This window comes from Rhizobium herbae (assembly GCF_019511375.1).
Taxonomy (GTDB): Bacteria; Pseudomonadota; Alphaproteobacteria; order Rhizobiales; family Rhizobiaceae; genus Pararhizobium; species Pararhizobium herbae_A.
This window is the reverse complement of the sequence record NZ_JAEUAO010000005.1, coordinates 114127-130256: the sequence shown is the minus strand read 5'-3', so window position 1 is coordinate 130256 and position 16130 is coordinate 114127. Positions and strand designations below refer to the sequence as shown.

The 16130-nt window shown below is 61.7% G+C and carries 19 protein-coding genes; 10 read left to right on the top strand and 9 right to left on the bottom strand.

The genetic code is table 11. The features are described 5' to 3' along the window. Nucleotides 1-30: 30 nt before the first annotated feature. Nucleotides 31-957 (bottom strand): ImuA family protein, encoded by a 927-nt coding sequence (locus JNB71_RS24545; protein WP_223215928.1) that lies wholly within the window; start codon nucleotides 955-957, stop codon nucleotides 31-33. Between the two features lie 169 nt (nucleotides 958-1126). Between JNB71_RS24545 and JNB71_RS19700 the strand changes: the two genes are divergently transcribed. Continuing rightward, complete coding sequence (locus JNB71_RS19700) at nucleotides 1127-1561, top strand: metallopeptidase family protein (protein WP_018328400.1); 435 nt, start codon at nucleotides 1127-1129, stop codon at nucleotides 1559-1561. Between the two features lie 59 nt (nucleotides 1562-1620). On the opposite strand, the gene JNB71_RS19695 is transcribed toward JNB71_RS19700, so the two are convergent. Then, on the bottom strand, nucleotides 1621-1827 hold the full coding sequence (locus JNB71_RS19695; protein WP_220373488.1) for a DUF1737 domain-containing protein: 207 nt from the start codon (nucleotides 1825-1827) through the stop codon (nucleotides 1621-1623). 3 nt (nucleotides 1828-1830) lie between these two features. Next, complete coding sequence (locus JNB71_RS19690) at nucleotides 1831-2733, bottom strand: HpcH/HpaI aldolase/citrate lyase family protein (RefSeq protein WP_220373487.1); 903 nt, start codon at nucleotides 2731-2733, stop codon at nucleotides 1831-1833. Nucleotides 2734-2858: 125 nt separating this feature from the next. Here JNB71_RS19690 and JNB71_RS19685 point away from each other — a divergent pair, with 125 nt between their 5' ends. The 3 genes from JNB71_RS19685 to JNB71_RS19675 all read left to right on the top strand — a co-directional run bounded on the left by JNB71_RS19685 (nucleotide 2859) and on the right by JNB71_RS19675 (nucleotide 4219). Continuing rightward, a complete protein-coding gene (locus JNB71_RS19685; protein ID WP_220373486.1) occupies nucleotides 2859-3104 on the top strand; it encodes a hypothetical protein in 246 nt (81 codons plus the stop codon). Between the two features lie 116 nt (nucleotides 3105-3220). After that, nucleotides 3221-3826 carry a 3-isopropylmalate dehydratase small subunit gene (gene leuD, locus JNB71_RS19680; protein ID WP_220373485.1) on the top strand — a complete coding sequence of 202 codons (606 nt, stop codon included), beginning with the start codon at nucleotides 3221-3223 and terminating at the stop codon, nucleotides 3824-3826. Nucleotides 3827-3832: 6 nt separating this feature from the next. Beyond that, on the top strand, nucleotides 3833-4219 hold the full coding sequence (locus JNB71_RS19675; protein ID WP_220373484.1) for a RidA family protein: 387 nt from the start codon (nucleotides 3833-3835) through the stop codon (nucleotides 4217-4219). On the opposite strand, the gene JNB71_RS19670 is transcribed toward JNB71_RS19675, so the two are convergent. After that, nucleotides 4220-4597, bottom strand: coding sequence for a hypothetical protein (locus tag JNB71_RS19670; protein WP_220373483.1), 378 nt, complete (start codon nucleotides 4595-4597; stop codon nucleotides 4220-4222). It abuts the gene before it with no gap. 479 nt (nucleotides 4598-5076) lie between these two features. Next, nucleotides 5077-5241 carry a hypothetical protein gene (locus JNB71_RS19665; RefSeq protein WP_220373482.1) on the bottom strand — a complete coding sequence of 55 codons (165 nt, stop codon included), beginning with the start codon at nucleotides 5239-5241 and terminating at the stop codon, nucleotides 5077-5079. 256 nt (nucleotides 5242-5497) lie between these two features. On the opposite strand from JNB71_RS19665, the gene JNB71_RS19660 reads away from it, so the two are divergent. Beyond that, complete coding sequence (locus JNB71_RS19660; protein WP_220373481.1) at nucleotides 5498-6328, top strand: alpha/beta fold hydrolase; 831 nt, start codon at nucleotides 5498-5500, stop codon at nucleotides 6326-6328. Nucleotides 6329-6591: 263 nt separating this feature from the next. Here the strand turns inward: JNB71_RS19660 and JNB71_RS19655 are convergent, their stop codons facing one another. Beyond that, nucleotides 6592-6768 carry a hypothetical protein gene (locus tag JNB71_RS19655; protein WP_018328377.1) on the bottom strand — a complete coding sequence of 59 codons (177 nt, stop codon included), beginning with the start codon at nucleotides 6766-6768 and terminating at the stop codon, nucleotides 6592-6594. A 363-nt stretch (nucleotides 6769-7131) separates the two neighbouring features. On the opposite strand from JNB71_RS19655, the gene leuB reads away from it, so the two are divergent. Next, the gene (leuB, locus tag JNB71_RS19650) at nucleotides 7132-8244 is read left to right on the top strand and encodes a 3-isopropylmalate dehydrogenase (protein ID WP_220373480.1); all 1113 of its coding nucleotides are present in this window, start codon (nucleotides 7132-7134) and stop codon (nucleotides 8242-8244) included. Between the two features lie 683 nt (nucleotides 8245-8927). Continuing rightward, nucleotides 8928-9602 (top strand): phosphatase PAP2 family protein, encoded by a 675-nt coding sequence (locus JNB71_RS19645; protein WP_220373479.1) that lies wholly within the window; start codon nucleotides 8928-8930, stop codon nucleotides 9600-9602. A gap of 77 nt (nucleotides 9603-9679) precedes the next feature. Here JNB71_RS19645 and JNB71_RS19640 read toward each other — a convergent pair whose 3' ends face one another. Continuing rightward, nucleotides 9680-11566 (bottom strand): MFS transporter, encoded by a 1887-nt coding sequence (locus tag JNB71_RS19640; protein WP_220373478.1) that lies wholly within the window; start codon nucleotides 11564-11566, stop codon nucleotides 9680-9682. A gap of 157 nt (nucleotides 11567-11723) precedes the next feature. On the opposite strand from JNB71_RS19640, the gene JNB71_RS19635 reads away from it, so the two are divergent. The 3 genes from JNB71_RS19635 to JNB71_RS19625 all read left to right on the top strand — a co-directional run bounded on the left by JNB71_RS19635 (nucleotide 11724) and on the right by JNB71_RS19625 (nucleotide 14132). Continuing rightward, nucleotides 11724-11936, top strand: coding sequence for a hypothetical protein (locus tag JNB71_RS19635; protein WP_220373699.1), 213 nt, complete (start codon nucleotides 11724-11726; stop codon nucleotides 11934-11936). 113 nt (nucleotides 11937-12049) lie between these two features. Beyond that, a complete protein-coding gene (locus JNB71_RS19630) occupies nucleotides 12050-13084 on the top strand; it encodes an aspartate-semialdehyde dehydrogenase (protein WP_220373477.1) in 1035 nt (344 codons plus the stop codon). Between the two features lie 220 nt (nucleotides 13085-13304). Next, entirely contained in the window at nucleotides 13305-14132 is an 828-nt protein-coding gene (locus JNB71_RS19625; protein ID WP_220373476.1) for a lytic murein transglycosylase, read from the top strand. A gap of 88 nt (nucleotides 14133-14220) precedes the next feature. Here JNB71_RS19625 and JNB71_RS19620 read toward each other — a convergent pair whose 3' ends face one another. Together JNB71_RS19620 and pdxY are read right to left on the bottom strand one after the other, a co-directional pair. Continuing rightward, a complete protein-coding gene (locus tag JNB71_RS19620) occupies nucleotides 14221-14862 on the bottom strand; it encodes a carbonic anhydrase (RefSeq protein ID WP_220373475.1) in 642 nt (213 codons plus the stop codon). Between the two features lie 245 nt (nucleotides 14863-15107). After that, on the bottom strand, nucleotides 15108-15983 hold the full coding sequence (gene pdxY, locus JNB71_RS19615) for a pyridoxal kinase PdxY (RefSeq protein WP_220373474.1): 876 nt from the start codon (nucleotides 15981-15983) through the stop codon (nucleotides 15108-15110). Between the last annotated feature and the right edge of the window lie 147 nt (nucleotides 15984-16130).

Below are 16130 nucleotides of genomic sequence, written 5' to 3'. Positions count from 1 at the left end.
AGCCGGCCGGAGCAGACGAGGGGTTGGGCCTCAGGACGCCTGGTCGAACGCCAGGACGGCCCCCATTTCCTGCGGGCGATCCGGTCGGTTGAGAGATGCGGAAAGGCGAGAGCCAGGATGCGCTGTGCGCTTGAGCGGAGGCCGAGCCTGCTCGCGGGCGGGGAAAAACTGACGGTCATGGGGGTTCCACTCCAGAATGAGGGAGAGAGGCGCCGGATTTCGGCTCTTCTCCAGGGTGAGACGGAAAACCGGATTGCCGATGCTGCCGCCAAGCATCGACCGGTCCGGCAAAAGCCGGATTGCTGCAGGCGCGGGTTCCACGAGAAAACGCAAGGCTGCACTGCTTGCCTCCTCTTCTCCCGATTGCCGCAACAGGAGGAGCGGCCGCCCCGCCGCCCTTGCCCTGAGACTGAGCCTGCGGCTTTCGGTCAGGCCGAAATGCGCCGGATTGCCCTTGACCTCCAACAGGGTGACGGCGAAGGCGCCGCTTTCGACCGCCGTTTCGGCAAGCCAGAGGGCCTCGTCCAGCTTGCGCGGTGCCGCATGGAGGAAACGCTGCGGATCGAGGCCGAAATCCTTGAGCCCCAACGCATAGGGCACGCCTGCCTCCATCGCGGTCACCCTGTCGGCGATCCAGAGGATCGGCGTGGCATCGGCCGCCGCCTGTCTTTGCATGAGGGCGGAAATCGCCAGGGCAAAACCGGCCGAGGCCGTCGCATCGCGCAGACAAGACGAGCGGATTTCCGACAATCCGTCGAGCGGCACGCCGCCCTCCAGCGCCTCGTCCAGCATCGATATTCCCAAGGACAGGCGAGGCTTTTCCCTGTCCCTGCCGCCCCGTTCGGCCAAGGCCTCCTGTCTCGCCGCCGCCATGGCGGGGACCGGTTTGCCTTCCAGCCTTGCTATCTCTTCACGGAGCGCAAAAAGCTGCTCACGCGCCATGGGCGCCTGCACCATGACGTTACTCCAATCCCGATTGTTCCTGTTATGTTCTTATTGATTCCAGAGCTTCGGAGAAGAGTCAACGGCAATTTATGAGAATTTATTCCTTGACAGGGCGCGTAAAAATTCAACCCTCGAAAAAAGCTGCTGAAATGGCTATATCAGGGGGCAGCAAGGAGTGCCCATGGCCCGCATAGACCAAACCGATGATTGGCGTGAACGCCATGCGCCGACAATCAGCACATTCGAATCCCTGGCACTGGAGGCCTACAGCCATCTGCCGGAGGAATTCCGCGCGCTTGCCACCAACCTCACCATCGAGATCGACGACTTTCCGACCGAGGACGTCTTCGAGGACATGGCGCTAGAGACGCCCTTCGACCTCCTGGGCCTGTTCGAAGGACGCGGCATCGGCGAGCGCTTCAGCATGGAGACCGGCCAGGTGCCGAACCGGATCATCCTCTATCGCCGGCCGATCCTCGATTACTGGGCGGAAAACGAGGAGACGCTGGGCGACATCGTTACCCATGTGCTGATCCACGAGATCGGCCATCATTTCGGCCTGTCCGACGACGACATGGAGCGGATCGAGGCAAGCGTCGAGCATGTGGGCGGTTAAACCGCCCGAAGGACCCATGAAGGACGCCGCGTATTAAATGATGCGCGGCGCTTTTCATTTCACTGCTCGGAGAGTTTCATGTCGGGGTGATAGTCCTTGCCTTCGACCTCCTTGACGATCGCCTGTCCGGTCATCGGCTGGCCCGTCTGGCTGTTGAAGGAAAGCACGGGCGAGCCATGCAGCGACCAGCCCTTGTTGAGGGCGTCGGTGACGCGGTGGCAGAATGCCGCATCGTCCGTGCCGGTAAGAAAGCGATAGAGTTTCATGCTTCACGTCCTTTTACGCTGAATGGCCTCTGCCTTGGCGGCAAGCCGCAGGGCCTGCTCGAGATGCAGGCGTTCGACCATCAGGCCATTAAGATTGATGACGCCCTTGTCGGAGTTTTCCGGAAGCGCGAAGGCGTCGATGATGGCTCTGGCCTCGGTGACGGCGGCGGCATCGACGCCGAAATGGTCGTTTGCGGGGCCGATCTGGGCCGGGTGGATCAGCATCTTGCCGTCGAAACCCATGTCGCGGCCTTGCGCACATTCCGCCGCGAAGCCGGCCGTATCGCTGATATCGTTGAAGACGGCATCGATGATATCGAGACCGCAACTGCGGCCGGCGAGCAGGATCTGCATCAGCCAGGGCACGAGATAGGTGCGGCCGGGCAAAGCGGCCACGCCGGTTTCCTTGCGCAGATCATTCAGGCCCGGCACAAGGCAATCGAGCCTGCCGCCGCGGGTGCGGCCGGTCTCGGCAATGGCAGCGGCGTTCAGCACCCCGTGCGGGGTCTCGATCATCGCCCAGAGACGCAGAGTGTCCGGCGCGTCGTTTTCCGACAGCACGTCCGCCACCGCCTGGATATCCTGCGGACTTTCCACCTTGGGCAACAGGATGGCATCGGGCGAAAGCGCAAGCACCGCTGCCAGATCCTTTTCGCCGAAGGGGGTTTTCAGGCCGTTGATGCGGACGATCACCTCGATATCGCTGCGCCGCCTGCGGGCAAGATGATCGGCAAGCGTCTTGCGGGCGGCGGCCTTGTTGTCGACGGAAACGGCATCCTCGAGATCGTAGATGACGGCGTCGCAGGCAAGGGTCGCGACCTTGGCAAGCGCGCGGGCATTGTCGGCAGGCACGCAGAGCACTGAGCGGCGCAGGCGGGCGGGATGGCGGTCGGCAACTGAATTCATGCGGCTTTTGTGCCCGTCTTTCGCCGTTTTCGCAAGGCAGACCTGTCGGCAGGCAGGCTATACCAAAGAAGGTCTTGCAAGGCGCGGCGGGCGGGCCCACATTCAGCTAACGAAAGGTGACGATCATGCAAAGCATTCGCTCTCTCCTCCTCACGGCCGCCGGCATCGCGTTCACGCTGATGGCGCTGGTGTTCACGGCTTCGCTCGGCCTGGCGCTCGCCGGTATCGCGACCGTGCTTCTCATCGGCAGCGCCATTTCCGCGCGGCTTTCGCCGAAGCCGGTGCGTGCAACCGCCAACCGCGCGCCTCGCCAAAAGCAGCGCGAACCGCGTATCTGGAACGACGGACGCGGCACGATCATCGATCTCTGAGGACTGGACGCCGGCTTGCGGCGCCTCTGCGTGAGATTTTCCTTCATTTCGGCGTAAAATTGCTCTAAACGCTCAGCGGAAATTTTTCCGTCCCGTTGAAATCGAAGGCCATTGCCATGGACAAGTTCGTCAAGCTCACCGGCGTTGCCGCGCCCCTTCCCGTCGTCAATATCGACACGGACATGATCATTCCGAAGGATTACCTGAAGACGATCAAGCGCACGGGCCTTGGCACCGGACTGTTCGCGGAAGCCCGCTACAACGAAGACGGCTCGCCGAACGAGGATTTCGTCCTCAACAAGCCCGCCTACCAGAACGCCAAGATCCTGGTTGCCGGCGACAATTTCGGCTGCGGCTCGTCGCGCGAGCATGCGCCCTGGGCCCTGCTCGACTTCGGTATCCGCTGCGTCATCTCGACCTCGTTCGCCGACATCTTCTACAACAACTGTTTCAAGAACGGAATCCTGCCGGTCGTGGTCTCTGCCGAAGACCTGGAAAAGCTGATGGATGACGCCAGCCGCGGCTCCAACGCCATCCTCACGGTCGACCTGGAAGCCCAGGAAATCACCGGTCCGGACGGCGGCAAGATCACCTTCGAGCTCGACGAATTCAAGCGTCACTGCATGCTGAACGGCCTCGACGATATCGGCCTGACGCTGGAGAAGGCCTCCGCCATCGACACCTTCGAGAAGGCCAACGCCGCTGCGCATCCCTGGGCGTAAGGCCCAATGCCAAGCCCGCGCAGGCTGATCTCTTCCGGCTCGCCGTTCGAAAGGACGGCGGGCTATTCGCGCGCCTTGGTACAGGGCGACTGGTGCTTCGTTTCCGGCACGACCGGCTACGACTATGCCACCATGACCATGCCGGAGACGGTGGAAGAGCAGACCCGCAACTGCCTGAAGACGATCGAAAGCGCGCTGGCGGATGCCGGGTTTTCACTTGGTGACGTGGTGCGCACTCACTACTACGTCACCGATGCGGCCCTGGCCGATGTGGTGTTTCCGATCCTGGGCGAAACTTTCGGCGAGATCCGTCCGGCAGCGACGATGGTGGTCTGCGGCCTGATCCGCCCGGAGATGCTGATCGAGATCGAAGTCACCGCCTTTCGCGGATGATCAGCCCTCGATGAAGGGCGGCCCCAGAGGCTCGGCCAGCCCCGCCTTTGCCAGTTCCTGATGATAGCTTAAAAACACGCTGCGCCGGAACGCGATCATCTCGCGCTCGTCGTCGGTCTTCGCCTGCGCCAGATGTTGCGCAACCATGTCGGGCGTCGCGAGTTCGATGGTATTGGCGACAAAATCCAGCATCTCGTCGAACTCTGCATCGGACATCGCGCGAAAACAAAAAGGCGATCCAAACCTGCCCATCCCGAGACAGCGGCCCTCACGGCGGCAGCGCCGCACCCCGCAACCCCAATGATTGAGCCAGGCCGTTGCGGCGACGCGAAACAGAACCTCGACGGCGGGTGATTTTTCCGGTTTTCTGTAGGGCATGGCTGTTTTCCCGGTTTACAGGTCGTTCAACGTCATGGGACGGCATCCCCGCGCGGTTTGCCGCCGTGGTTTTTCAAACATGCATTCGATCGGACGGGGCACTGGAAACCGTCTCTAACGAATAAGCATATGTGACGCCTTCCAGCGCCCCGTTTGGCGTTCTCTCGGGAGCTTTCCTCCCTACAGACCCCGACTTTAGATCCTCTGCCTCGCGACGACTTCGTGGCGTAGCTCTCCGGTGCCGGCATTAAGCATCACGGCTCCGGTACGTCACGCGTCCTGTCCCGACATGTGTGCCACACAGGCACGCCCGCCCCAGAAGGACGGAGGGGATCCATTTTCCGGGGGCTCTCCTTCCGGTCCGCCTGACGTTCGTGGCCCGAAGGCCACGAGGCTTCCCGTGGAGCGCCAGCCCTGCCTCGCCGCCAACGTCTTGCGGTGTATCCGTGACAGGACGCCATGATCATGGCACGGGTTTTTCAGGCGGGGATCAGCGGGGACAATTTTTCCGGGAAGACCTTCATGCCGATGAAATAAAGGCCAGCTATTTCCAATACATCGAACAGATTGTACAAACGTTCTGAATTAAAAATTTCCCCGCGCGCTGCCAGATCGAATTCGACACTACCGCGCCGCCTATCCATTGTGACGTCCGCTGCAATACCTAAAACCGCCGCGCAATTTCAATCCACGCATCGATTCCGACCAGCCTTTTGCCAGCCACTCCGTTCCTCCGGTCGGAAAAACCGGGCCACTGCCGCGCCCATGATTTGATTTTATGCGCCGGACCGGCTTGCCGCCTCGCGTCGACCGACACAGGTAACAGCCATCCGGAAAACCTGAGACTTCCACCCCACGCCACCCGGCACAGTTCACAACCGTAGAGAAGGAACCGCAGACATGCCTACGATTACCACGACGGACGGCACCGAAATCTTCTACAAGGACTGGGGTCCGCGCGATGCGCAGCCAATCGTCTTCCATCACGGCTGGCCGCTGAGCGCCGACGACTGGGATAACCAGATGCTGTTTTTCCTCGGCAGGGGCTTTCGGGTGATCGCGCACGACCGCCGCGGCCACGGGCGCTCGACGCAGACATCGTCGGGCCACGAAATGGATACCTACGCGGCCGACGTCGCGGCGCTGGCCGAAGCGCTCGATCTCAAAAATGCCTTCCATGTCGGCCATTCCACCGGCGGCGGCGAGGTCGTGCACTATGTGGCGCGGGCGAAACCGGGACGCGTCGGAAAAGCCGTCATCGTCGGCGCCGTGCCGCCGGTGATGGTGAAATCGGACACGAATCCGGGCGGTCTGCCGATCGATGTCTTCGACGGCCTGCGTGGCGCCCTGGTGGCAAATCGCGCCCAATTCTTCATCGACGTGCCGACCGGTCCGTTCTACGGCTTCAACCGGCCGGGCGCCGAGATTTCCCAGGGGCTGATCGACAACTGGTGGCGCCAGGGCATGATGGGCGGCGCAAACGCCCACTACGAATGCATCAAGGCTTTCTCCGAAACCGACTTCACCGAGGATCTGAAGAAGATCGACGTTCCCGTGCTGGTGATGCACGGAACCGACGACCAGATCGTGCCCTATGCCGATTCCGCGCCGCTTGCCGTCAAGCTTTTGAAAAACGGCACCCTCAAGACCTATGAGGGACTTCCGCACGGCATGCTCTCGACGCATCCAGACGTGGTCAATCCGGATATGCTGGCGTTTTTCAAGGGGTGAGGAGAGGGGCGCAAGAGGGGGCCGGCGTTCCGAAAAGTACCACCCCGTGACATCTCCCCCTCAAGGGGGGAGATTGGCCGACAGTATCGCGCGTCCCTTACGAAATAGGGGAAAGAAATGATCTCCCCCCTTGAGGGGGAGATGTCCCGAAGGGACAGAGGGGGGTGAAACCGCGACCACTTCAGGCGGCTGGCGCACCCAAACCAAAAACCCGGCTGCAGGGACAGCCGGGTTTTCAGGGAGGAAGCCAGAAAAAGGTGCGCTTATTCGCAGACGCGGATCTTCTTGATGATGACGTTGCCGTAATAATCGTAGGTCTTGACCTTCTTGATGAAGCAATAAGGCTGGCAATCATCGCTGTAGTAGCCGGCCTGCGACGGGGCGGCGAAGGAAACAGCAGTGATGGCAGCGACAGCGGCGGTCAAAACGAACTTGCGCATGCGGGTCTCTCCTTGAGATCTTGCTGGATGAGCCTCCCTCATCCAGTGACCCGACTATTCCACGCCCGGGACGCCCGCGCTGTTTCGAATGGAACAGGGGGCGCTCACTTCTGGATTTTCCGGCAATAGAGAGGCCTGTCCGGCATTGTCCGCAGGACCGCGGCAACGGAGCGGATGAATTTGCGCGTGGATCCTTCCAGGCATGCCCGGTCACGCCAGAATCCCACCCTCCTGCCGGCATGCCTGTTCCGGCAGGAACTGCGCGCACAATTCTTTCCTGAACCGCATTTTCCTTGAACGGAAGTTGCGTTAAGAACGCGCCAACATCTGACAAGCCCACCCTTCGACTTAAAAGGAATGCCCATGACAGCGCGCAATCTTTTCCTTCTGCCCGGCGACGGCATCGGCCCGGAAGCCATGGCGGAAGTCCGCAAAATCATCGCCCATATGAACGCCGAGATGGCGGGCGGCTTCACGACGGACGAAGGTCTTGTCGGCGGCTCAGCCTACGACGCCCATGGCGCGGCGATTTCGGACGCGGACATGGCAAAGGCGATGGCGGCGGACGCCGTTCTGTTCGGCGCCGTCGGCGGCCCGAAATGGGATGACGTTCCCTATGAAGTGCGCCCCGAAGCCGGCCTTTTGCGCCTGCGCAAGGACATGGAACTGTTTGCCAACCTGCGCCCGGCGATCTGCTACCCGGCGCTCGCCAATGCCTCGTCGCTGAAGGCCGAGCTGGTCGAGGGCCTCGACATCCTGATCGTCCGCGAGCTGACCGGCGGGGTCTATTTCGGTGAGCCGAAGGAAATCATCGATCTCGGCAACGGCCAGAAGCGCGGCATCGACACGCAGGTCTATGACACCTACGAGATCGAGCGCATCGCCGGCGTCGCCTTCGAACTGGCGCGCACGCGGCAGAACCGCGTCTGCTCGATGGAGAAGCGCAACGTCATGAAGTCGGGCGTGCTCTGGAACCAGGTGGTGACGGCGACGCACAAGGCGAAATATTCCGACGTGCAGCTGGAGCACATGCTGGCCGACGCCGGCGGCATGCAGCTCGTGCGTGCGCCGAAGCAGTTCGACGTGATCGTCACCGACAACCTGTTCGGCGACATGCTGTCGGACGTTGCCGCCATGCTGACCGGCTCGCTCGGCATGCTGCCGTCGGCCTCGCTCGGCGCCCCGGATGCCAAGACCGGCAAGCGCAAGGCGCTCTACGAGCCCGTGCACGGCTCGGCGCCGGACATTGCCGGAAAGGGCATCGCCAACCCGATCGCCATGATCGCCTCCTTTGCCATGTGCCTGCGCTACTCCTTCAACCTGGTCAAGGAAGCCGACAATCTGGAGAAGGCCATTGCCAACGTGCTCGACAAGGGCATCCGCACCGGCGACATCATGGCCGAGGGCGCCCGCAAGGTCGGCACCGCCGAAATGGGCGACGCGATCCTTGCCGAATTCAAGGCACTTTCGGCGTAAAGTTCCTCGCGTATTGCAGGATGGGCGGCATCCGGACGATCGGTTCGGGTGCCGTTTGTTTGGGATTGGTTGCCGACGAAGCAAAGATAGGACTAACGCGGCCCCCTCGGAGGACTGACGCAACGTGACGTTATGTTGGTGGATCCTCGGGTCAAGCCCGAGGATGACGGTAGAAGGGGGCGGTAACGACAAGCAGCGAAGGCCGCGTGTTAAACATTCAATTCGAGAAACCGCCTCATGAACCGACCGCTTTCCGCATCCCTCTGGCTTTTGCTGGCAACGATCGTTGACGGGCTCCCCCGCGGGGAGAAGAGCCGAGCGCACGCGAGGCGGGGCTTTCGGCACACCATTGGCGCTTCGCGCACCCCCTCATCTGCCCTTCGGGCATCTTCTCCCCGCCGGGGAGAAGAGGCAGGCTGCCGCCGCTTCTCCCGGGTCATCCTCGGGCTCGACCCGAGGATCCAGCGCGGACCGCTCGGAGGACTCTCTCACGCAACGCGACGTTATGTTGGTGGATCCTCGGGTCAAGCCCGAGGATGACGGTAAACGAGGCGGGAACGAAAAGCAGTGAAGGCGGCGTGTAAAACATTCCGCCTCATGCACCGTCATGGCATTTTTCGAATGCACCATTGAAATTGCTGTTTTTATTGACACATGGAAGAGAACCAACGAACAGGCCTTTCATGAACCCACCGCTCTCCTCATCCTTCTGGCTTTTGCTGGCAACGATCGTGCTGGTCGCCGCACTGCTGCCCTTCGACGGGCTCGTCTCCCAAAGCGCGCAGGCGCTGCCGCCCGCGATCGTCGCCTTCAACGAGCGGATCACCGATTTCGGCACCTTCGGCTGGATGATCTACGGTTCCGGCTCGGTCACGATCGTCGCCTATATCCTGCACCGGGTTTCGCGCAGCGCCGGCTTCTCCTCGAAGACGAAGACGGCGTGGCGGCTGGCGCTGTATTTCCTCGTGACGATCGGTAGCGCCAGCGCGCTGGTTCACCTGCTCAAACTCGTCATCGGCCGGGCGCGGCCGGAGCTTTACCTCGACTATGGCGCCCATAGCCTGACGCCCTTTGCCAATGAATGGCTGTTCGAAAGCTTTCCCTCGGGCCATTCGGCGGCCGTCGGCTCGTTCTTCGGCGCCTTCGCCATGCTGGCGCCGCGCCTGCGCATTTTCTTTGCGCTCGGTGCACTCACGATCGGCATCACCCGCGTTGTTGTCGGCGCCCATTATCCGAGCGACGTGGCGGCCGGGCTGCTGCTGGGGCTCTGGGCGGCGCTGATGACCGCCTTCGTCTTTGCGCAGCGGAACTGGCTGTTCCGCCTGGATGAGCAGGGCTGGCCGCGGCCGAAGGTGTAATGGTCCGTTCCACATAGCGGCATGAAAAAACCCGGCACGGGGAGTGCCGGGCTCAGTTGGCGGGGGGAAAGCGTGGATCAGTTCATCGCGTGGATGTCGCGATCCTTCGTCTCGGGCAGGAAGAGCATGCCGATCACCAGCGTGAGGCCGGCAAACACGATCGGGTACCAGAGACCGTAGTAGATATCGCCCTGGGCAGCGCTCATCGCAAAGGCCGTTGCCGGAAGCAGACCGCCGAACCAGCCGTTGCCGATATGGTAGGGCAGGGACATGCCGGTATAGCGGATACGGGTCGGGAAGAGTTCGACCAGAAGCGCTGCGATCGGGCCATAGACCATCGTCACATAGATGACGAGGACGGTCAGAACCGCGATGATGGTGACCCAGTTGACCCGTGCCGGATCGGCGACCATGGCGAAAGTACCGCCCTTGGCGACCGTGTAGACCGGCATTTCGGTGACGCCTGCGGCTTCTTCGGCCGTCAGCAGCTTGGCTGCGACCAGCTGTTCGCCGGTCATGGTTGCCTTCTCGCCGCCGCGAACGGCTGCGGCATCGAGCGCCAGCTCCGGATTGGCGGCAACGAAGCCGTCAACCTTGCTTTCCGGAACCTTGGCAGCGGCACGAACCAGCGGATAACCGCTCGCCTGCAGCGCCATGTTGATCTGCTTTTCGAAGGCAGCACCTGTGGCCTTGGCCTTGTCGCCTGCGGCAACGGCATCGTAACTGTTGATGGTTGCGTCGCCGATCTTGACCGTTGCGGCCGAGCCGGCAGGACCGGCAACGACGTCATAGGGTACGGAATTGCGCGTCAGGAACGAGGTCGCGATATCGCAGGATGTCGTGAACTTCGCCGTGCCGGTCGGGTTGAACTGGAACTTGCAGTCGCCGGGAGCGGCGGTGACGGTCGCCCGGATGGTTTCCTGTGCTTCGGCCAGCGCCGGATTGCCGGCCCAGGTCAGCGTCTTGAACAGCGGGAAGTAGGTGAGCATTGCGAGCAGCAGGCCGGCCATGATGATCGGCTTGCGGCCGATCTTGTCGGACAACCAGCCGAAGAAGACGAAGAAGCCGGTGCCGATGAGCAGCGATGCGGCAACCATGATGTTTGCCGACTGGCCATCGACCTTCAGGATGTTCTGCAGGAAGAACAGCGCGTAGAACTGGCCGGAATACCAGACGACGGCCTGGCCGACGACGGCACCGAACAAGGCAAGCAGCGCGATCTTCGCGTTTCTCCACTGGCCGAAGGCTTCCGTCAGCGGCGCCTTGGAGCCCTTGCCTTCTTCCTTCATCTTCTTGAAGGCCGGCGATTCGTTCATCTTCAGACGAATCCAGACCGAGACGCCGAGCAGGATGCAGGAGAGCAGGAACGGAACGCGCCAGCCCCATGCCGCGAAGGCTTCCTTGCCGAGAAGCAGCTGCACGGTGACGATGACCACCAGCGACAGGAACAGGCCGAGCGTCGCCGTCGTCTGGATCCACGAGGTGAAGTAGCCGCGCTTGCCCTGCGGCGCATGTTCGGCGACATAGGTCGCTGCACCGCCATATTCGCCGCCGAGCGCCAGGCCCTGCAGCATGCGCAGCGCGATCAGAAGGATCGGAGCGGCGATGCCGATCGAGGCGGCACCGGGCAGGATGCCGACGAGGAAGGTCGACAGGCCCATGATGACGATAGTGACGAGGAAGGTGTACTTGCGGCCGACGAGATCGCCGAGGCGGCCGAATACCAGCGCACCGAAGGGACGCACCAGGAAGCCCGCCGCAAAGGCGAGCAGCGCAAAGATGTTGCGGGTCGTTTCAGGATACTGCGAAAAGAACGTGGCGCCGATATAGATGGCCAGCGAACCGTAGAGATAGAAATCGTACCACTCGAAGATCGTGCCGAGCGAAGAGGCGAAAATCACCTTCTTCTGCTCGCCTGTCATGGGGGCGGCCTTTGCTCTGCCCACTGTTGCGACGTCTGCCATTGTGTTGTCCTCCACTCAAAAACGGCTCGCGTATCCCCTGAAGCCTCCGAATCCTCCCTGATTCCGAGGCGGAACACGCCATGACGACAAAATGGCAGAAAACCCCTGCAGGCGGCAGAGATGCTTTGGGATTATGACTTTAGTCGAATGAGACGGCATGACGCAGGCGGGCCGCCGATCGCGGAACTTTCAGCTTTCTGTTGACTCCGCGGCAAAACCCAGTATGAGCAACAGCGGAAAAGGGACCGCCATGCACCGTTTTGGTACTTCCATCGCTGCGCTGATCGCCCCGGCATTCTTTGCCGGGCGGGTTCGTTCCTTCTCGATTTCTTCCCAAACTACGGCCAAAACGACGACGAAAACCGTCTGACGTCTCTGGCCCACCGCTCTCTCCCCGGTTAGGCCGGGGACCCGAAGCCCGCGCCTTGGCCGGCGGGTTTCTCCCCCCAAGCCCGCGGAGAGACGAGAAAGAGAGCAAAGACAATGGGTTTCAAGATTGCCGTAGCAGGCGCGACCGGAAATGTCGGCCGCGAAATGCTGAACATCCTTTCAGAACGCGGCTTCCCGGTCGATGAAGTCGTGGCGCTTGCTTCGGCCCGCAGCCAAGGCACCGAAGTCTCTTTCGGCGACAAGACGCTGAAGGTGAAGAACCTCGAGAACTACGATTTTTCCGACACCGACATCTGCCTGATGTCGGCCGGCGGCGCCGTGTCGCTGAAGTGGTCGCCGAAGATCGGTGCGCAGGGCTGCGTCGTCATCGACAACTCGTCGGCCTGGCGCTACGACGCCGACGTGCCGCTGATCGTTCCGGAAGTGAACCCGGACGCCATCACCCAGTTTACCAAGCGCAACATCATCGCCAACCCGAATTGCTCGACTGCCCAGCTCGTCGTCGCGCTGAAGCCGCTGCATGATTTCGCCAAGATCAAGCGCGTCGTCGTCTCGACCTACCAGTCGGTTTCCGGCGCCGGCAAGGAAGGCATGGACGAGCTGTTCAACCAGACGCGCGCCGTCTTCGTCGCCGATCCGATCGAGAGCAAGAAGTTCACCAAGCGCATCGCCTTCAACGTCATCCCGCACATCGACGTGTTCATGGAAGACGGCTACACCAAGGAAGAGTGGAAGGTTCTCGCCGAGACCAAGAAGATGCTCGACCCGAAGATCAAGGTGACCTGCACGGCCGTGCGCGTTCCGGTCTTCATCGGCCATTCGGAATCGGTCAATATCGAATTCGAAAACGAGATCAGCGCCGACCAGGCCCGCGACATCCTGCGCGAGGCGCCGGGTTGCCTCGTCATCGACAAGCACGAGAACGGCGGCTACATCACGCCTTACGAATCGGCCGGCGAGGACGCGACCTATATCTCGCGCATCCGCGAGGACGCGACCATCGAAAACGGTCTCAACATGTGGGTGGTTTCCGACAACCTGCGCAAGGGTGCGGCCCTCAACGCCATCCAGATCGCCGAGCTTCTCGTCAATCGCGGTCTGATCAAGGCGAAGAAGCAGGCCGCCTGATCAGGAATTGTAAAGTTTTAACCAATAAAAGCCCCGCATCATCCGTCAAAGGGTTTGCGGGGCTTCTTCGTACCGACAGTCTGCCATGGCTTGTGCCCCTGTAGTGAGGATTCACGTGAAACGCGGCCTCCTTACACTGCGCCAAGATCGTGACAGGCCCCGCAAAGACTGGCATTTTGCGGACACCAGATTGGATTCAAGGCGCTCACGGGGTTTTTACATGCACAAGGCAAAGTGCGTATTGGCAGGTTTCACGGCAATCGTCGCGGCGGCAGTGCTGCCGGCCACGGCATCGGCGGCTCAATGCGGCAACAATGCAGGCGGTTTCGAGGCTTGGGTCGAGGACTTCAAGAGCGAGGCTGCAAGTCAGGGCATCAGCCCGTCCGTGCTCGACAAGGCATTCGCCAATGTCAACTACAGCAAGGCGACGATCCGTGCCGACCGCGGCCAGAAGAGCTTCAAGCTGTCGCTCGACCAGTTCATGCAGAAGCGTGGCGGCCAGGCGATCATTTCACGCGGCAGGAAGATGAAGGCGCAGAACGCTGCCCTGTTCGATTCGATCGAGAGCCGCTACGGCGTGCCGGCCGGCCCGATCATCGCCATCTGGGGCATGGAAACCGGCTTCGGCGGCTTCCTGGGCAAGGAGCATACGCTCTCGGCCGTCTCGACGCTTGCCTATGACTGCCGCCGCTCGGACTATTTCACCGACCAGCTCTATGCGGCTCTCAACCTCGTGCAGCGCGGCGATCTGAGCCCGGATGCGCGGGGTGCTGCCCACGGTGAAATCGGCCAGACGCAGTTTCTGCCGGCCAACGTGCTGAAGTTCGGCGTCGACGGCGATGGCAGCGGCCATATCGACATGGTCCGCTCCAAGGCCGACGCGCTCGCCTCGACCGCCAACTTCCTGCGCGGCCATGGCTGGCGCGCCGGCGCCGGCTATCAGCCGGGCGAGGCGAATTTCGGTGCCCTTCAAGGATGGAATGCCGCCAGCGTCTACCAGCAGGCGATCGCCATTATCGGCGCGGAAATCGACGGCGGCTCTTACTAACCGGCCGCACAAACAAAACCCGCCGGAAAAAATCGACAGGTTCATCTTGGTCTGATATGTGGCTCGCTTCCCAGGAAGCGGGCCTTTTTTACATTCCCGGCCGGGCGAAATCGCCGGTCTTGGCGTCCATGATCCAGAGCTCGCCTGTCGAAATGTCGAACCAGGCGCCATGCAGACTAAGCTTGCCGCGCTTTTCAAGGATATCGACGCAAGGGAAGGTGCGCAGGTTGGCGATGGAGTTGCGGATCGAAACGCGCTCCAGTGCCCGCTGCCGCTCGGCGGCGGTCATGACGTCGTTGCTCTGGATCTGCTCGGCGGCGGGCTTCAAAAGATGCATCCAGCGGCCGATGAAATCGCCAGGCGACAGCGGCTCGGCATCGACGTCGAGCGCCGCCTTGATGCCACCGCAACGGCCGTGACCCATGACGACGATATCGCTCACCTTGAGCACCTGAACGGCAAACTCCAGCGCAGCCGAGGTCGAGTGATAATGACCGTCCGGCTCGTAGGGCGGCATCATGTTGGCGACGTTGCGGACGACGAAAAGCTCTCCCGGGCCGCTGTCGAAGATCGTCTCGGGTGCGGCCCGGCTGTCACAACAGGCAATCACGAGCGTTTTCGGCTGCTGCCCGGTTTCGGCGAGAGCCTTGTAGCGCTGCTGCTGCTCGCTGAAGCGCCCGCTCATGAAGTTGTTGTAGCCCTTCAGCAAATGGTCCGGAAAACGCTGCATGGTGCTCGATCACTCCGCCTATTCAAGACAATCACGATATACATTGCACGCTTGTGGCCCGAGGGACACAGCCTTTGTGCGTCGCGCACATGCAAATTTCCGGCAGCCGCGCCGCCGGTGACATCCATGAAAGTCACCGTTTCATCTCAAGGTCCGACCGGTTTATTCGCTCGGGGCGGGGGGTGGCAAGCGGTACATTGAGTTGCCCGTCATATACATGTCCGCAGAAACTACCGCGCCGCTCCTCAGGACCGCCGCTTCTGGCTCGGATGCAGCAATCGGCGCATCTGGACCATCGCCATCGGCGTTGCGAGGCTCGCCGCGTCACGCTCGAGCGTCAGTTCATCGGCACCGCGCTTGCCCGTCCGGGCGATGATCTCGAAGACGCTGGCCGTTGCAAGCTGTAACGCCCGCTCCTCCTTCAGCCCTTCCAGAAGCCGGGCGACAAACAGCGCCGCCAGGAGATCCCCGGTGCCTTTGGGCGGATTGTCGATCAGGCGATGCTCGGCAAGCAGCGCATGACTGCCGGAAAGATAGAGATTGCCCGTGCTGCCATGCATCATCGGGATTGCCGAGCTGACCAGCATCCGCGACGGCCCGAGCGACAGGGCGGCCTCGAGAATGGCGGCGTTGGTTTCAAGCGGCACTCCGCAGAGCCAGGACAGCTCGAACCGATTGGGTGTGGCAAGCGAAGCCAGCGGCAACAGCCGGTCGCGCATGGCGATCGCCGTCGCCTCGGGTACGTAGAGGCCGCCTTGATCACCCATGACCGGATCGCAGGCATAGAAAAGGTCGGGATTTTTCTCTCTCAGAGCCGCGATGAGCCGCGCGACGCCTTCCGCCTGATAGGCGGCACCGAGATAGCCGGAGAGCACGGCGCGCACCTCGCCCGTCCAGGGCGCCCGGATGAGGTCATCGATCAGGCTGTTGAAATCGCCTTCGCTCACCGTTATTCGCGTCGAAGGCCCATGGCCGGGATGCCAGGGCAGGATCACCGTCGGCACTGCCCAGACCGGATAGCCCAGCGTCTCGAACGCAAACACGGCGGCGCGATTGCCGACGGAGCCACGAATCACATGGCTTGAAATGACGATGACGGCGCCGGATGCAGGCTCGGACATTCATGATTTTCCGTTGTTTCGACCACCTCAGATCGCCTGACACTCATGTCACTGTCAACTGTGACCGGCAAAAGACCAGGCGAGGCTTTCGGGCATCTGTTCATCCGCGGGATCGAATGGTCGATACAACCGATTTAATTTCAAGAT

What these genes read in the sequence shown, in the direction of transcription:
- JNB71_RS24545 (WP_223215928.1), bottom strand. Translation starts at nt 957, where the DNA reads ATGGTGCAGGCGCCCATGGCGCGTGAGCAGCTTTTTGCGCTCCGTGAA.
- JNB71_RS19700 (WP_018328400.1), top strand. Translation starts at nt 1,127, where the DNA reads ATGGCCCGCATAGACCAAACCGATGATTGGCGTGAACGCCATGCGCCG.
- JNB71_RS19695 (WP_220373488.1), bottom strand. Translation starts at nt 1,827, where the DNA reads ATGAAACTCTATCGCTTTCTTACCGGCACGGACGATGCGGCATTCTGC.
- JNB71_RS19690 (WP_220373487.1), bottom strand. Translation starts at nt 2,733, where the DNA reads ATGAATTCAGTTGCCGACCGCCATCCCGCCCGCCTGCGCCGCTCAGTG.
- JNB71_RS19685 (WP_220373486.1), top strand. Translation starts at nt 2,859, where the DNA reads ATGCAAAGCATTCGCTCTCTCCTCCTCACGGCCGCCGGCATCGCGTTC.
- leuD (WP_220373485.1), top strand. Translation starts at nt 3,221, where the DNA reads ATGGACAAGTTCGTCAAGCTCACCGGCGTTGCCGCGCCCCTTCCCGTC.
- JNB71_RS19675 (WP_220373484.1), top strand. Translation starts at nt 3,833, where the DNA reads ATGCCAAGCCCGCGCAGGCTGATCTCTTCCGGCTCGCCGTTCGAAAGG.
- JNB71_RS19670 (WP_220373483.1), bottom strand. Translation starts at nt 4,597, where the DNA reads ATGCCCTACAGAAAACCGGAAAAATCACCCGCCGTCGAGGTTCTGTTT.
- JNB71_RS19665 (WP_220373482.1), bottom strand. Translation starts at nt 5,241, where the DNA reads ATGGATAGGCGGCGCGGTAGTGTCGAATTCGATCTGGCAGCGCGCGGG.
- JNB71_RS19660 (WP_220373481.1), top strand. Translation starts at nt 5,498, where the DNA reads ATGCCTACGATTACCACGACGGACGGCACCGAAATCTTCTACAAGGAC.
- JNB71_RS19655 (WP_018328377.1), bottom strand. Translation starts at nt 6,768, where the DNA reads ATGCGCAAGTTCGTTTTGACCGCCGCTGTCGCTGCCATCACTGCTGTT.
- leuB (WP_220373480.1), top strand. Translation starts at nt 7,132, where the DNA reads ATGACAGCGCGCAATCTTTTCCTTCTGCCCGGCGACGGCATCGGCCCG.
- JNB71_RS19645 (WP_220373479.1), top strand. Translation starts at nt 8,928, where the DNA reads ATGAACCCACCGCTCTCCTCATCCTTCTGGCTTTTGCTGGCAACGATC.
- JNB71_RS19640 (WP_220373478.1), bottom strand. Translation starts at nt 11,566, where the DNA reads ATGGCAGACGTCGCAACAGTGGGCAGAGCAAAGGCCGCCCCCATGACA.
- JNB71_RS19635 (WP_220373699.1), top strand. Translation starts at nt 11,724, where the DNA reads ATGACGCAGGCGGGCCGCCGATCGCGGAACTTTCAGCTTTCTGTTGAC.
- JNB71_RS19630 (WP_220373477.1), top strand. Translation starts at nt 12,050, where the DNA reads ATGGGTTTCAAGATTGCCGTAGCAGGCGCGACCGGAAATGTCGGCCGC.
- JNB71_RS19625 (WP_220373476.1), top strand. Translation starts at nt 13,305, where the DNA reads ATGCACAAGGCAAAGTGCGTATTGGCAGGTTTCACGGCAATCGTCGCG.
- JNB71_RS19620 (WP_220373475.1), bottom strand. Translation starts at nt 14,862, where the DNA reads ATGCAGCGTTTTCCGGACCATTTGCTGAAGGGCTACAACAACTTCATG.
- pdxY (WP_220373474.1), bottom strand. Translation starts at nt 15,983, where the DNA reads ATGTCCGAGCCTGCATCCGGCGCCGTCATCGTCATTTCAAGCCATGTG.